Annotated in this window: 10 protein-coding genes; 7 read left to right on the top strand and 3 right to left on the bottom strand. The window is 65.3% G+C overall.

Annotation, left to right across the window (positions count from 1 at the left end):
* Positions 1-96 precede the first annotated feature (96 nt).
* Together R3P93_RS13895 and R3P93_RS13890 are read left to right on the top strand one after the other, a co-directional pair.
* Positions 97-243, top strand: coding sequence for a hypothetical protein (locus tag R3P93_RS13895; protein WP_176460212.1), 147 nt, complete (start codon positions 97-99; stop codon positions 241-243).
* The gene (locus tag R3P93_RS13890) at positions 228-2,963 is read left to right on the top strand and encodes a helix-turn-helix transcriptional regulator (RefSeq protein ID WP_317533257.1); all 2,736 of its coding nucleotides are present in this window, start codon (positions 228-230) and stop codon (positions 2,961-2,963) included. Before R3P93_RS13895 ends, R3P93_RS13890 begins: the two co-directional genes overlap by 16 nt.
* Before the next feature lie 165 nt (positions 2,964-3,128).
* Here R3P93_RS13890 and R3P93_RS13885 read toward each other — a convergent pair whose 3' ends face one another.
* Together R3P93_RS13885 and R3P93_RS13880 are read right to left on the bottom strand one after the other, a co-directional pair.
* Entirely contained in the window at positions 3,129-3,464 is a 336-nt protein-coding gene (locus R3P93_RS13885) for a hypothetical protein (RefSeq protein WP_143536588.1), read from the bottom strand.
* Between the two features lie 54 nt (positions 3,465-3,518).
* The gene (locus R3P93_RS13880) at positions 3,519-4,589 is read right to left on the bottom strand and encodes a hypothetical protein (RefSeq protein WP_317533256.1); all 1,071 of its coding nucleotides are present in this window, start codon (positions 4,587-4,589) and stop codon (positions 3,519-3,521) included.
* Positions 4,590-5,040: 451 nt separating this feature from the next.
* Here R3P93_RS13880 and R3P93_RS13875 point away from each other — a divergent pair, with 451 nt between their 5' ends.
* From R3P93_RS13875 to R3P93_RS13865, 3 genes are read left to right on the top strand one after another with little or no spacing between them, the layout of a single operon-like run.
* Positions 5,041-5,616, top strand: coding sequence for an HhH-GPD-type base excision DNA repair protein (locus tag R3P93_RS13875; protein WP_068050461.1), 576 nt, complete (start codon positions 5,041-5,043; stop codon positions 5,614-5,616).
* Between the two features lie 51 nt (positions 5,617-5,667).
* A complete protein-coding gene (locus R3P93_RS13870; RefSeq protein ID WP_317533255.1) occupies positions 5,668-8,061 on the top strand; it encodes a helicase-associated domain-containing protein in 2,394 nt (797 codons plus the stop codon).
* A gap of 44 nt (positions 8,062-8,105) precedes the next feature.
* Positions 8,106-10,433 (top strand): DNA polymerase III subunit gamma and tau, encoded by a 2,328-nt coding sequence (locus R3P93_RS13865; RefSeq protein ID WP_317533254.1) that lies wholly within the window; start codon positions 8,106-8,108, stop codon positions 10,431-10,433.
* A gap of 12 nt (positions 10,434-10,445) precedes the next feature.
* Here R3P93_RS13865 and R3P93_RS13860 read toward each other — a convergent pair whose 3' ends face one another.
* Positions 10,446-10,682: a hypothetical protein gene (locus tag R3P93_RS13860; RefSeq protein ID WP_068050455.1), complete on the bottom strand. Its 237-nt coding sequence runs from the start codon at positions 10,680-10,682 to the stop codon at positions 10,446-10,448.
* A 234-nt stretch (positions 10,683-10,916) separates the two neighbouring features.
* On the opposite strand from R3P93_RS13860, the gene R3P93_RS13855 reads away from it, so the two are divergent.
* Both R3P93_RS13855 and R3P93_RS13850 read left to right on the top strand, forming a co-directional pair.
* Entirely contained in the window at positions 10,917-12,128 is a 1,212-nt protein-coding gene (locus R3P93_RS13855; RefSeq protein ID WP_068050463.1) for an acetyl-CoA C-acetyltransferase, read from the top strand.
* 9 nt (positions 12,129-12,137) lie between these two features.
* Positions 12,138-14,273, top strand: coding sequence for a 3-hydroxyacyl-CoA dehydrogenase NAD-binding domain-containing protein (locus R3P93_RS13850; RefSeq protein ID WP_068050456.1), 2,136 nt, complete (start codon positions 12,138-12,140; stop codon positions 14,271-14,273).
* Positions 14,274-14,276: the final 3 nt, after the last annotated feature.

The following is a 14,276-nucleotide window of genomic DNA, read 5'->3' as shown; positions in this document are numbered from 1 at the left end:
GTCGGCTGTTCCCTAGGGCTCTCTCGCACGAGGGTTCGCCCGAAGATAGGGAACTCGCCTGATGTGTGGACGGTGCGGCGGAGCCAGAGTGGGTCCATGTACTCCACCTACGAAGTTCTGGCCGATCACGAACGCCGTGTTGCGGATTCGCTGCGAGCGTACGACCGTCGGGTGCGCAGGCGTGCACAGAACGACGGCCGGCCACGAGCGCGGCGTAGTTTGTTGGCGTGGCTCGCACTCTGATCGGACGGGACGCCGAACTTGCAGCGCTCGAACAGGTCGTCGCGGACGCTGCCAGAGGCGTACCTGCCGCGGCCGTCGTGTCCGGCGACGCCGGTGTAGGCAAAACGCGACTGCTGGCAGAATTGCGGCGCAATGCGGAAGCACGCGCAACTCGGGTACTGGTCGGGCGGTGCTTGGACCTCGGTGAGGTCGGCATTCCGTATCTCGCGTTCACCGAATTGTTCGGTCCACTCCCGCACACCACACGGACCGAGCTGTTCGATGCTGCCTTGGTTGCGCTGGCTGCAGCCGGGGCCGACCGCCCGGCGGTCCTCATCGTCGAGGATGCGCACTGGGCGGACACCTCCACCCGTGAGCTCATGACATTTCTGCTGTCGAGACTCGCGAAAACTCGTGTTGCACTGCTGATCTCGTATCGTAGTGATGATCTGCATCGCAAACACCCACTCCGACAGTCGCTCTCCGAGTGGACACGTCTGAGCTACGTCCGTCGAGTCGACCTGCCGGCTCTCGATGCCGAATCGTCGTACCGCCTCCTCGACTCGCTCCCCGCGGCAACGGATGTGGCATCCCGGGACGTCATCGTGGAGCGATCGGGTGGCAATCCGTTTTTCATCGAGGAACTCGTATCTGCCGGCCAGCGTCCGGGATCGTCGATTCCGCCCGGCCTTGCCGAGCTACTGCTGGTCCGGCTCGACGCCTTGTCGCCCACGGCGAAGTCGGTAGCCGAAACGATGGCGGTGGGTGGCCCCCGCGTCGCGCACGAGGTTTTGGCAGAGGTGACCGGTCTGGACGAGGACCGACTCGAAGACGTGATCCGCGAGATCGTCGACGCCCGGCTCGTGGAGACCGCCGACTTCTACTACGTCTTTCGGCACGCGCTCCTGGCCGAGGCCATCTACGACGACGTCCTGCCCGGCCGTCGTGCTAGGTTGCACGCTTCTTTCGTCGACACGCTCACCGAACACCGGCATCGTGGCGCTGCCGCGGACCTGGCTCGACACGCAGGATTGGCCCACGATCTGCCGAAGGCGTTCAGAGCCCACGTCGATGCGGGCCGCGAGGCGATGACGCTGGCGGCACCTGCTGAAGCCATGGCTCACCTCGCCGCCGCACTGGAACTGAGACAGCCGCAATGGGAGCCGACGGAAACGGCACTGGTGTTGGAGTACGCGGTGGCGTCGACGACAGCAGGGCAAGACCTGCGGGCGCTCTCTGTGGTCCGTGCCGAACTGGAACGGGGTGGGGATGCGTTGTCGATCCCCGATCGACTCGACTTGTTGCACGCAGAGGCGACTTCGGCTCTGGCGATCGAACGTGAGGATTCGGCCCTGGTGGCCGTCGAGCAAGCGTTGATCATCGCGGACGCGGAGGAATTCGCCCCATGGAGGGTGCACTTGACCGCTCTCGGTGCCCGGATAACCGATTCGTTGGGCAGGGAAGATCAGTCGCTCGCCTGGGCCGAGGAGTCTGTGCGTATCGCAGAGTCCCTCGGCGATCCGGGGCGGTCGGCAGATGCGCGAATTACGCTGGCACGCTTGCACGGACGCCATAATGACCCCGCGGCGTCGCGCAGGCTCCTCGTTCGTACCGCCGCACTCGCGCGAGAAAGCGGTGACATCGGGGATCTACTGCGCAGCAAGTTCAATCTCGGAATGGTCGAATTCGACGACGGCAATTTCCTGTCGGCCCAGGAATCGTTCGAGGAGGCAGTCGAGATCGCTCGTTCCACGGGCCGCCAATGGACGCCCTACGGAGTCGGGGCGCGGGTCCAGCTTGCGAACGTGCGGTACTACTCGGGTGATTGGACACTGGCCCTCGCCGACTTGGCTCGGATCGAATCGGCCGCACCACCTTTGGGTTCGGCCGAGCAGCTGTGCGCAGGATTTCAGATTCGAGCCGCGATCGGGGACGAGGAGCTCGCGGCCGACATCGAACGCGTGCGCCCCTACGAGTCTCAGGATGGCTTCATCACGATTCTGAGGAGCGCAGCTGTTGCCTATACCGCGTTGTGCAACGGGCGGTTCAGCGAAGTGATCACCTGCATAGAAGACGCTGTCGCCACCGTGGGTGCGCAATGGCACAACCCATGGTTCGGCGGGCGCATCAGACTGTCGGTACTGGGGATGGAAGCGGCGCGCCGCGGGTCTGCCGTCATCGGTGCGCAGGCCGCATTGGACATCGGATCACGCCTGCACTCCGAGATCGAACGCACAGCGAGTTCCAGCCCGTCCTACGGCTGGGAGTCGACCGCCTGGATACGGCGAGGCGAGGCCGAGTTGGGTCACCTGCGGCTCAATTGCGGATACGGGGACGCCGCCTCCGTAGTGGCGGCATGGCGTGCGGCCGTGAACGCGTTCGCAATTCAGCCGTTCGAGCGCGCCCGGGCGCTGCAGTCGCTCTCCGAAGCCCTCGAGGCGGCGGGTGACCGGTCGGCATCCGCACACGCGGCCGACGAGGCCATCGCGATCTACGACCGACTCGGGGCCACCGTGCGACTCGGCGATACGCGTCGACCCGCAGGCGCGGACCTGCTGACTCGACGCGAGTGGGACGTTCTGGAACTGCTCGGCGAGGGATGCACCAACAAGCAGATCGCCGAGCGACTCGTGATCAGCGTCAAGACCGTCAGCGTGCACGTGTCGAATGTGCTGACCAAACTCGGAGCCCAGAACCGCACGGAGGCAGCGCGATTCGCGAAAGGGAAGTCGAGTGAATAGGGCGGGGCGGCGGGGCTCCGGGCTGCGAGAACGAATCGGTTTGAGCAACGCTCGTCGGCGTGGGCACGTGGCTGGTGTGGTGTAACGGGCAGATTCGCACGCGCCCGACGAACGAATCGATGCTCTTTTCGGGGTCGTCTACGCGAGGCGTCGAACCGACACTCTCTATTTCGGCGGATGTGAGTGGAGCAAGGCGTTGTACAGCCGCACTATCGCCTTGCGTACTTCGGCAGGATCGATGTAGAGGTTTTTCTCTTTCAACGCGTCCTCGAGCGCCTTGCCATCGGAAATGTTGTCGGGCACCAGGACGTGCCACTTGCTTACCGGCCCGTGCGCGGTCGCGGGATGCATTGTTCGATAACATCTTCGAGGTCCTGCGATCCATGCCGTAAGTGCACCGTGCCCGTTGGGTATCACGCTGACGTACCGACCCGCCGGCAGCACGTCAGGAATCTCGTCCTCAGCGGCGGACGACGGAAAGTCGCCCCAGTACTGCGCCATGTTGTACCTCTCTGCGAGTCGCCCGAAATCTACTATCAATGATCGACCCGTTGGTTACGGGTTCGGCGGTCTTTTCGGAACGAAATGCGAGGAGTCGACCGTGATAGAGGCAACGACGTCGGCATTGGCAGGGTCGGCAAATGCATCCGGTGTTGTCGATCGCACGGTGCGCGTCGCTGACTCGGCTGTCAGGTCGATCTTCGACGCCGTACCGTCGGAGTCGATGCGGCGCAACATAGTTGTGCCGTCGACGCGCCACCGCGTGCCGTCGACCGCCGTAGCGCGGTCTGCTCGAACAAACCGGATGTCGTCGGGTCCGTCGACGGGAGTGAGGCGTCGGGTAACTCTGTTCAACAATCGAACTCGCTGCTCGTCCGGGTAAGTTCTGATCACTCCATGGCGTCGGTTACTGTTCATCGACGACCGTGTCCTACCCAGGAGATACAGCTGTCCCTCGTGGACTGTGGTGGTCCAGCTGCCTTCTGTGGTGTATCGCTCGATGTTCAGCTCTCCCTCGGGAGAAATGGTGCACAGGTGGATATCGTGCTCGGAGGTGATCCAGAAGCCGTCGTCGATCGCGTGTATCCGACGCGACCAGCGGTCGACCGAAGGTTCGATGGTCAGCGGCAGCAGGTAGCGAGTGACGACCGGAACTGCGCCCGCCGTATCGACCTGCAGAAGAACCGGGTCCGACGAGTGCATGACCCAGATCGAATTTCCCCTGATCGTCACAGCTCCAGCTACGAACGGTCTGAGCGAAGAGGGGTTGTCGTCGAGATCGATGTCGATCAGTACACCCGACGCGACGAAGCCGCCGTCTTCGGTGTCCTTGGACGGCCACCATTCGTGTGCGACGGGAATGGCATCGATCTCAGTGAGCTGGTTGGTTCCATCGATGGTGGTCCAGCCGTTTTCTGTCGGTCGAACTTGTTGGTCGACGAGATGCATCGAGCGGATGCGACCGTGGACGCGGGGTGGCGCGTCCACGCCGAAGTCGGTGAGCATCGCGTTGAACGTTCCGGTCAGAGTGACCTCGCCATCGGTGGGCTCGTCGGTCCACCACTGGGCGCTCCAGCCGTCGCCGTAGACGAGATGAAGCCAGAGTAGACGCCCATCGCAGTGCATGCTGGGTGCTCGGCCGTAGGCGGGTCTGGCTATGGCAGTGCGTGTTTCGTCGCACGGGCTAGGTGCATCCGCTAGCGAGTAGTGCTCGAGGGCGACGTCCGCGAGATCACCGACCGATGCGCGGGGAAAAGATCCATCCTGAATGACCCACCCTGCAACAAACACTCGAAGGGTGCGTGGAGACGAAGCGTTCATGCATTCCCCGACGCAGTAGGGGAGTCCGCACGACGAGGCGTGGCGGGCGTCGGGTCACCGTGTTCTGAACACTACATGCGTTGGTGGAAACGAAGTATCCACTCGAAAGGCTGCGGTTGTTGCTACGCGTACTTTCTCCCCGTCTGGCACGGAGTGAAGTCGGGCACCGAATGCGTCGAACAGTGTCCGTCCCACTGCACCATTTCCCGAGTCCAGATCGTCATCCATGGTGGAGGTGCATGGCAAGATCGAGGCCATGTCTCGCACACTGCACCTCGTCGGCGATCCTGAGGCCGATGCACTGCTCGCCGAGGATCCGTTCGCACTGCTGATCGGCATGCTGCTCGACCAGCAGGTACCGATGGAATCGGCGTTCGCAGGACCGAAGAAGCTCGTCGATCGTCTCGGCGACCTGAACGTCGACACCGTCGCCGACACCGATCCCGACGAGTTCGCTGCCCTGTGCGCGCAGACCCCGGCCGTCCACCGGTTCCCGGGTTCGATGGCCAAGCGCATCCAGGGACTCGCGGCGTTCCTGGTCGAGAACTACGACGGCAAGCCGCAGGAGATCTGGACTCGGGACGATCCCGACGGCGCAGAAGTGCTGAAGCGTCTCAAGGCCCTCCCCGGCTACGGCGATCAGAAGGCCCGCATCTTCCTCGCGCTGCTCGGCAAGCAGATGGGCGTCACGCCGGACGGTTGGCGCAAGGCCGCCGGAGCGTACGGCGACGACGGTGCGCGTCGATCCATCGCCGACGTGGTGGACGAGAAATCGCTGCTCGAGGTACGTGAATTCAAGAAGGCAGCGAAAGCCGCAGCCAAGAACGAATAAGTCTGTCGGTGCCCGTCGATACAGTGGCCAGAACTTTCACCGGGGGCCGGAATGACCGACAGTATCGAGACCTACGAGGGCTGGCTTGCGTCTCTCGACGAGGACGCACTGACCGATCTGCTGCATCGTCGGCCGGACGTGGCGACAGACCCGCCACCGCGCTCGTTCGGCTTGCTCGCGCAGTTGCTCGGTGCACCGTCTCGGGTGTCGATGCTGCCGCGTCGACTCGACAGCGGCGCGATGGCTCTCCTCGAATTGTTCGCGCTCATGGGCGATCTGAGCCGCGCCGAGATCGGGCACTGGGCGAGTGATGGATCGGTCAACGAGACGCCGCACATCGATGCCGCTCTCGCCACACTGACGGCCTACGGGTTGATCTGGCCGCACTCCTCACCCGGCGCAGGCACCGTCGAATACTCACCCATCGATCTGTCCGGGGTGTTCTCGCATCCGTTCGGACTTGCCCGCAGGCAACGAAAGCTGTTCCTGCACTGCGCTGTCGAGCAGGATCGGCTGGCCGTGCTGTCGATCCTCGGAATCGACCCGTCGCTCGAGCGAGGGGCGCGCGCCGACGCCGTTGCAGCCGCGATGACGCCCGAGCGCATCCGTGAACTGTTCGACGGCGGGCCGGAGGAGATGCGAGCGATGTTGTCTCGCTTCGTCGATGGCAAGCCGGTGTCACTGATCTTCGACATTCCACCGAGCGCGGGGACCCCTGCCTTCGAGCGGGGATTGTTGTACCGACTCGACGGGCACCGCGTCGAGATGCCGCTGGAGGTGAGCATCGCCCTGCGCGGGGTCGGGTGGCGTCTGCCCATCGAAGTCACGCCGCCGACCTTCGAGACCCGCGCGCTCTCGCACGACGACGTGCGGCGCACTCGTTCCATCGCACTGCTGCAGTTCTGCGAACACACGCAGGCATTGCTGACGGCCATCGACGCCGACGGCCTGACGACGATGAAGACCGGCGGCGTCAGTGCCAAGGAACTTCGGTCGCTGACGAGCAGGTTGGGATTCGCCGACGAACACGACACCGCGTTGATGTTGATGCTGGCACGCGAAGCCGGGCTGCTGGCCGAACGCGGAAAGACCGGCGTCGCGTTGACCTCGGCCTACGAGACATGGTCGACGAGTGCCCGAGCCGAACAGGCGGCGACGCTGGTGACCGCGTGGTGGAGTTCGCCCATCACTCCCACCCACCGCGTGCCCCGTGCGTCGCAGAAGACCGTTCCCGTGCTCAAGAAGATGCTCGACGACCCCGCGGCAGCGGACCTGCGCGCGACGGCGCTGACAGCTCTGCTCCGATACGAGGACGTCGACTCGCCGGTGACGGTTCTGCAGGATGCCGAGGAGTTCGCCCGGTACCTGGACTGGCACATCCCGGTCGTCTCGACGGGCGCCGGGCCCGGCCACGTGCACGCGCTGTGGTTGGAGGCGAGTCGGCTCGGGATACTGGCCGACGGTGCGCCGACCGATCTGTGCCGCACCCTCACCGAGTTCCCCGCGGGTCGAGACGGTGACCCGAGCGAAATCCGTGCGGCTCTGGCCGCACAGTTGCAGGACATGGCCGAGTGGGTTCCGTTCTCCGTTCGGCTGTTGCCCGATTCCACGGCGGTGGTGACCGGACCACCCAGTACCGAGGTGGCGTCGATTCTCGGCGCGGCCGCGCAGCCCGAGTCGAGGGACGTCGCATCGGTCTGGCGGTTCACCCCCGCGACCATCCGAGGGTTCTTCGACACCGGTGGCACCGGCGACGAGTTGATCGATGCGTTGACCGCGATGGCCGACACCGACGTACCCCAGGCTCTGAGCTACACGATCCGGGACTGCTGGCGTACCTACGGCGCCCTGGCCGTGCGCAGAATTCCCTGCGCCATCGTCTCCGAGGACGTCGTCCTGCTGACGAACATCGAGACCGACGAGTCCCTGTCAGTGCTGCAGTTCCAGCGCCTCGCTCCCACCGTTCTGGTCAGTTCGGCCACGCCGATCGACACCATCGCAGTGCTCCGCAGGCACGGATACTCCCCGGTGCGGCACTCCGACACCGGGCAACTCCAACTCGACAGCGCACCCCGGATCCGCGCGGGGGACACCCGGCCGACGCATCGTGCCGTCCACCAGGCACGGCACCGACGCGAACCACGCGAGCTCGCGCGGCTCCTGCTGGCCGGCAGCAGCGGAACCGTCGACGAGGCACGAGTGCGGTCTGCGCTGGATTCGCACAGCCGACTGCTGCCGCGAGAGCTGGATCTGTTGACCGACGCCGCAGCGCGCGGCACACCCGTCACGATCGACTATCAGAACTCCAGGGGAGCCATCGTGCGGCATGCGATCTCGGATGCGTTGCAGGACGGCCATTGGCTGTACGCGCTGTCGGAATCGACCGGAAGCCGCGAGAGCTTCGCCGTCATGAACATCAGAGCGGTATCCACCGCCGCACAATGACCGGCGATGCAACTGTGTCCGTGGTCGCCGGTACCCTTTCGGGCGTGGCCCTCTACCGGAAGTACCGTCCTGCGACGTTCGCCGAGGTCGTCGGTCAGGAGCACGTCACCGAGCCGATCAGCGTGGCGTTGGACAGCAACAGAATCAACCACGCCTACCTCTTCTCCGGGCCGCGCGGCTGCGGAAAGACTTCCTCGGCGCGGATCCTCGCCCGATCGCTGAACTGCGCCGAAGGTCCCACGTCGACGCCCTGCGGCGTGTGCAACTCCTGCGTCGCCCTCGCCCCCGGCGGACCCGGCAACTTCGACGTCGTCGAGATGGACGCGGCCAGCCACGGTGGCGTCGACGATGCCCGTGATCTGCGAGACAAGGCCGTGTACGCCCCGGCCGAATCGCGCTACGTCATCTTCATCATCGACGAGGCACACATGGTGACCCCGGCGGGCTTCAATGCGTTGCTCAAGGTCGTCGAGGAACCGCCCGAGCACCTCGTCTTCATCTTCGCGACCACCGAACCCGAGAAGGTTCTCCCCACCATCCGCTCGCGTACCCACCACTACCCGTTCCGGCTGCTCGCGCCGTCGACCATGCGCGTTCTGCTGGAAAAGATCTGCGGTCAGGAACAGGTCCCGGTCGAAGACGCGGTCTACCCGTTGGTCATCCGCGCCGGCGGCGGCTCGCCCCGTGACTCGCTCAGCGTCATGGATCAGCTTCTGGCCGGAGCCGGGCCGGAAGGCGTCACGTACCCGCGAGCACTGTCGCTGCTCGGCGTCACCGACGTCGCGCTCATCGACGAAGCCGTCGACGCATTGGCTGCGGGCGACGGCGGCGCACTGTTCGGCACCGTCGACAAGGTGATGGACGCCGGCCACGACCCACGCCGGTTCGCCATCGACCTCCTCGATCGCATGCGAGACCTGATCCTGATGAAGGCCGTGCCCGACGCCGGAGAACGCGGTCTGGTCGACGTGCCGGGCGACGTACTCGAGCGACTGCGTGACGAGGCCGATCTGCTCGGCTCGGCGACGCTGACTCGCTACGCCGAGATCGTGCACTCGGGACTCGGCGAGATGCGCGGTGCCACCGCCCCACGCCTGCTGCTCGAAGTGATGTGCGCCCGCATGCTGCTGCCCTCGGCCTCCGACGCGGAATCGGCGGTGTTGCAACGACTCGAACGCGTCGAACGTCGCTTGGACGTCACCCTTCCGGCGGGGGAGCAGGCAGCCGTCGCCCAGGCAGTTGCGGATCCGACGCGACCGCAACTGCAACCCACCGAGGAGCCCGCACCCTCGGGTCCGGCACCGGTGAGCAAATTCCAGCGACCGTCACAGCGCCCCCCGGCCGCAGAGCCGACAGCGCCCGCACCGGCACCGGCTCCGGTGGCGGCCGCACCCGCTGTCTCAGTCCCGGTGCCGACACCCGCACCAACACCGGAGCCCGAGCCGGTTCCGACACCCGCACCAACACCGGAGCCCGAGCCGACACCTGAGCCAGCTCCGACACCTGAGCCAGCTCCGGCACCCGAGCCCGCACCAACACCCGAGCCTGCGCCGGCGTCAGTATCCGAGCCCGAGTCCGTCCCGGAATCCGTTCCCGTGCAACAGGATTCGGCCCCGGTTGCCCCGGCTGCGCCGACCGCCCCGACGTCACACGAGGACTTTCCGCCGGAGCCCGAGGACGATTACGGTCCCGAACCTGATCCCGTGTTCGAGTCGGAACCGGAACCCGTGGCGGCCCCTGCCTCCGCGTCGAACGAACCCGACGCAGCTGCGGTTCGAGCGGTGTGGTCCGAGGTGCGTACGAAAGTGCGGGAGCGGAGCCGGACCGTCGAGGTGATGCTGTCCGGAGCCTCGGTGCGCGCGGTCGAGAACGGCACCATCACGCTCGGCCACGACTCGGCACCGTTGGCCAAGCGTCTGGAGGAGCCCCGCAATGCCGACGTCATTCGCGACGCTCTGCGTGACGTGTTCGGCGTCGAATGGTCGGTGGTATGTCTGGTCGGTGCCGCGGCACCACCGGAACAGTCATCAGCAAAAAAAGATGAACCGGCAGCGAAACCCGCGTCGCTGCCGAAGTTCTCGAGGCCGAGCCAGGCAGGGGCTCCCCGTCCCACGTCGGACGGGTTCGGATCAGCGGGCGACGGATCCTCGGCCGGCATCGGGGCGGACGACATTCCGATGCCGGAAGCCCCGGACTATCCGGACGAGCCCGAGCCGGTAGGCCCACCGCCGCCGGAGACTCCGGAGGACGAAGAAGAGCTGCTCAAGGCTGCCGCCGAGCCTGCCGATCCCACGGTTCGCCGGGACCCGGAAACCGTCGCGATGGAGCTGCTGGTGAGCGAACTGGGAGCGGTACCGCTCAAAGAGATCTGATCGACGGGTGACTCAGCCGACGGTGAGATCCTCGTTGTCGGCGAACACCAGGCGGCCACTGTCGAGTGCCACGGCCCAACGCCGTGCCACCGCCCATTCCCTCGACGTGGTGTCGGGGGTCTGCACGCCGAAGTCCTCGACGATGGCTCCGGTCTCGTAGGCGTCCTGACCGGACTCGTCGTCGGTGCCGGTGGTGTGAATGCGTACTTTGACGCGGGCGCCCACGGTCAGTTCGTTGTCGGTTTCCATGGAGGGTCTTCTTCCGCGCTCGGTAGATCTGATCTATCCGAGTGTCCCATGCCGACTTCGTTCAAACCTGAACTTCCGCGCCGGTCATGGAGAACGCTCGTTTCGGTCCTTATGTCGGATCGACCCGCGGCCCTACTGTGAAGTGAGCTGAGGTCTGTTGTGGCCTCGCATCGACGCGGTCGGCCAGCACGGCGACGGCGACGCCGATCGAGAATGTGGAAGGAACTGCGCGCTGTGACTACAGAGGCATTCATTTATGAAGCCATCAGGACTCCCCGAGGCAAAGGAAAGAACGGCTCCCTGCACTCGGTGAAGCCGATTTCCCTGGTGACCGGCCTGATCGACGAGCTTCGTCGACGTTTCCCCGACATGGACGAGAACCGGATCTCCGACCTCATCCTCGGAGTGGTCTCGCCCGTCGGAGACCAGGGTGCCGACATCGCCCGCACTGCCGTGCTCGCTGCGAAGATGCCCGACACCGTCGGCGGCTTCCAGCTCAACCGTTTCTGCGCGTCCGGCCTCGAGGCCGTCAACCTGGCCGCGCAGAAGGTGCGTTCGGGTTGGGACGAGCTCGTCGTCGCCGGTGGCGTCGAGTCGATGTCGCGTGTGCCGATGGGCAGTGACGGCGGCGCGTGGGCCATGGACCCCGCCACCAACTACGACACCTACTTCGCCCCGCAGGGCATCGGTGCCGACCTCATCGCCACCATCGAGGGCTTCACCCGTGAAGACGTCGACGCCTACGCCGCGCAGTCGCAGGAGCGAGCCGCAGCAGCGTGGTCCGGTGGATACTTCGCCAAGTCCGTCGTGCCGGTCACCGACCAGAACGGTCTGCTGATCCTCGATCAGGACGAGCACATGCGTCCGGGCAGCACCGTCGAATCGCTCGGCAAGCTGAACCCGGCCTTCACCGGTATCGCTGCCATGGGCGGATTCGACGACGTGGCGCTGCAGAAGTACCACTGGATCGAGAAGATCGATCACGTCCACACCGGCGGCAACAGCTCCGGCATCGTCGACGGCGCAGCCCTCGTCCTCGTCGGCAGCGAGCAGGCGGGCAAGGACCTGAACATGGTCCCGCGCGCCCGCATCGTCGCCACGGCCACCAGCGGTGCCGACACGACCATCATGCTCACCGGGCCGACCCCGGCGTCGAAGAAGGTTCTCGCCACCGCCGGCCTGACCGTCGACGACATCGATCTCTTCGAGCTCAACGAGGCGTTCGCGTCCGTCGTGCTGCGGTTCCAGAAGGATCTGAAGATCCCGAACGAGAAGCTCAACGTCAACGGCGGTGCCATCGCCATGGGCCACCCCTTGGGAGCTACCGGCGCGATGATCACCGGCACCGTGCTCGACGAGCTCGAGCGCCGCGGCGGTCGTTACGCGTTGATCACCCTGTGCATCGGCGGCGGCATGGGCGTTGCCACCATCATCGAGCGAGTCTGAGGTAAAGGCATGAGCAACAACATGATTCAGTGGGACCAGGACGCCGACGGCATCGTCACGCTGACAATGGACGACCCCAACCAGGGCGCCAACACGATGAACCAGCTGTACAAGGACTCGATGGGTGCCACCGTCGAACGCCTCGAGGCCGAGGTCGACTCCATCACCGGTGTCGTGATCACGTCCGCCAAGAAGACGTTCTTCGCAGGCGGCGATCTGCACACCCTCATCGCAGCCAAGCCAGAGGACGCCCAGCAGGTGTTCGACGAGGTTCAGGAAGTCAAGGGCCAGCTGCGTCGCATCGAGAAGCTCGGTAAGCCGGTCGTGTCCGCCATCAACGGCGCAGCACTCGGCGGCGGACTCGAGATCGCACTCGCGACGCATCACCGCATCGCGGCCGATGTTTCCGGCGTCCAGATCGGTCTGCCCGAGGTCTCGCTCGGACTGCTTCCCGGCGGCGGCGGCGTTGCTCGCATCACGCGACTGCTCGGCATTCAGACCGGTTTCATGACCGTCCTCGCCCAGGGCACCCGGTTCCGTCCGGCGAAGGCTCTCGAGATCGGTCTGATTCACGAATTGGTCGGCAGCATCGACGAATTGGTGCCGGCCGCCAAGGCGTGGATCAAGGCCAACCCCGAGGGCGGCGTCGCACCGTGGGATGTCAAGGGCTACAAGATCCCCGGTGGAACGCCGTCGAACCCGAAGCTCGCGCAGATCCTGCCTGCATTCCCGTCCAACCTGCGCAAGCAGATCAAGGGCGCACCGATGCCGGCTCCGCGCGCGATTCTCGCTGCGGCAGTGGAGGGTGCGCAGGTCGATTTCGACAACGCGTGCACCATCGAGTCGCGGTACTTCACCGAGTTGGTCACCGGTCTGGTGTCCAAGAACATGATTCAGGCGTTCTTCTTCGACCTGCAGGCGATCAACGCCGGCAAGTCGCGCCCGGACGGCATCGAGAAGACCACGTTCACCAAGGTCGCGGTTCTCGGCGCGGGCATGATGGGCGCGGGCATCGCGTACGTGTGTGCCAAGGCCGGAATCGACGTGGTGCTCAAGGACGTTGCCATCGAGTCGGCTCAGAAGGGCAAGGCCTATTCCGAGGCCATCGAGGCCAAGGCACTCTCGCGTGGCAAGACCACCCAGGAGAAGTCCGACGCTCTGCTGGCCCGTATCCACCCGACGGCCGACGCCAAGGACGTCGAAGGCGCAGACCTCGTCATCGAGGCCGTCTTCGAGTCGGAAGAGTTGAAGCAGAGGGTGTTCCAGGAGATCGAGGACCTCGTCGATCCGACGGCGCTGCTCGGTTCCAACACCTCGACGCTGCCCATCACGAGCCTCGCTCAGGGCATCAAGCGTCAGGAAGACTTCATCGGCATCCACTTCTTCTCACCCGTGGACAAGATGCCGCTGGTGGAGATCATTCGCGGCGAGAAGACGTCGGATGCGGCCTTGGCCAAGGCATTCGACCTGGTGCAGCTCATCAAGAAGACCCCGATCGTCGTCAACGACAGTCGCGGCTTCTTCACCTCGCGTGTCATCGGCACGTTCATCAACGAGGCCATCGCGATGTTGGGCGAGGGCGTCGAGCCGTCGACCATCGAGCAGGCCGGTCTGCAGGCCGGTTACCCGGCTGCGCCGCTGCAGCTCTCGGACGAGCTCACGCTCAACCTGATGCAGAAGATCCGCAAGGAAACCTACGACGCGCTCATCGCCGCGGGTCAGACTCCTCCCGAGGATCCGGCCGGTGCCGTCATCGACAAGATGGTCGACGAGTTCGAGCGTCCGTCGAAGGCCAAGGGCGCGGGCTTCTACGAGTACGAGGACGGCAAGCGCGCCGGACTGTGGCCCGGACTGCGTGATGCGTTCAAGTCGGGCTCGGCGGACATCCCGTTCGAGGACCTCAAGGAGCGCATGCTGTTCATCGAGGCCATCGAGACGCAGAAGTGCTTCGACGAGGGTGTCCTGAACACCACCGCCGACGCCAACATCGGCTCGATCTTCGGCATCGGATTCCCCGCCTGGACCGGAGGCGTGCACCAGTACGTCGTCGGCTACCCGGGTGGTCAGGCCGGCTTCGTCACTCGTGCAGACGAATTGGCCAAGAAGTACGGCGATCGCTTCCAGGTTCCCGCCTCGCTGCGCTGACCC

Origin of the sequence: Rhodococcus cerastii, from assembly GCF_033042195.1 — a bacterium.
GTDB lineage: Bacteria > Actinomycetota > Actinomycetes > Mycobacteriales > Mycobacteriaceae > Rhodococcoides.
The sequence above is the reverse complement of the archived record's forward strand: the minus strand, read 5'-3'. Positions and strand labels throughout refer to the sequence as shown.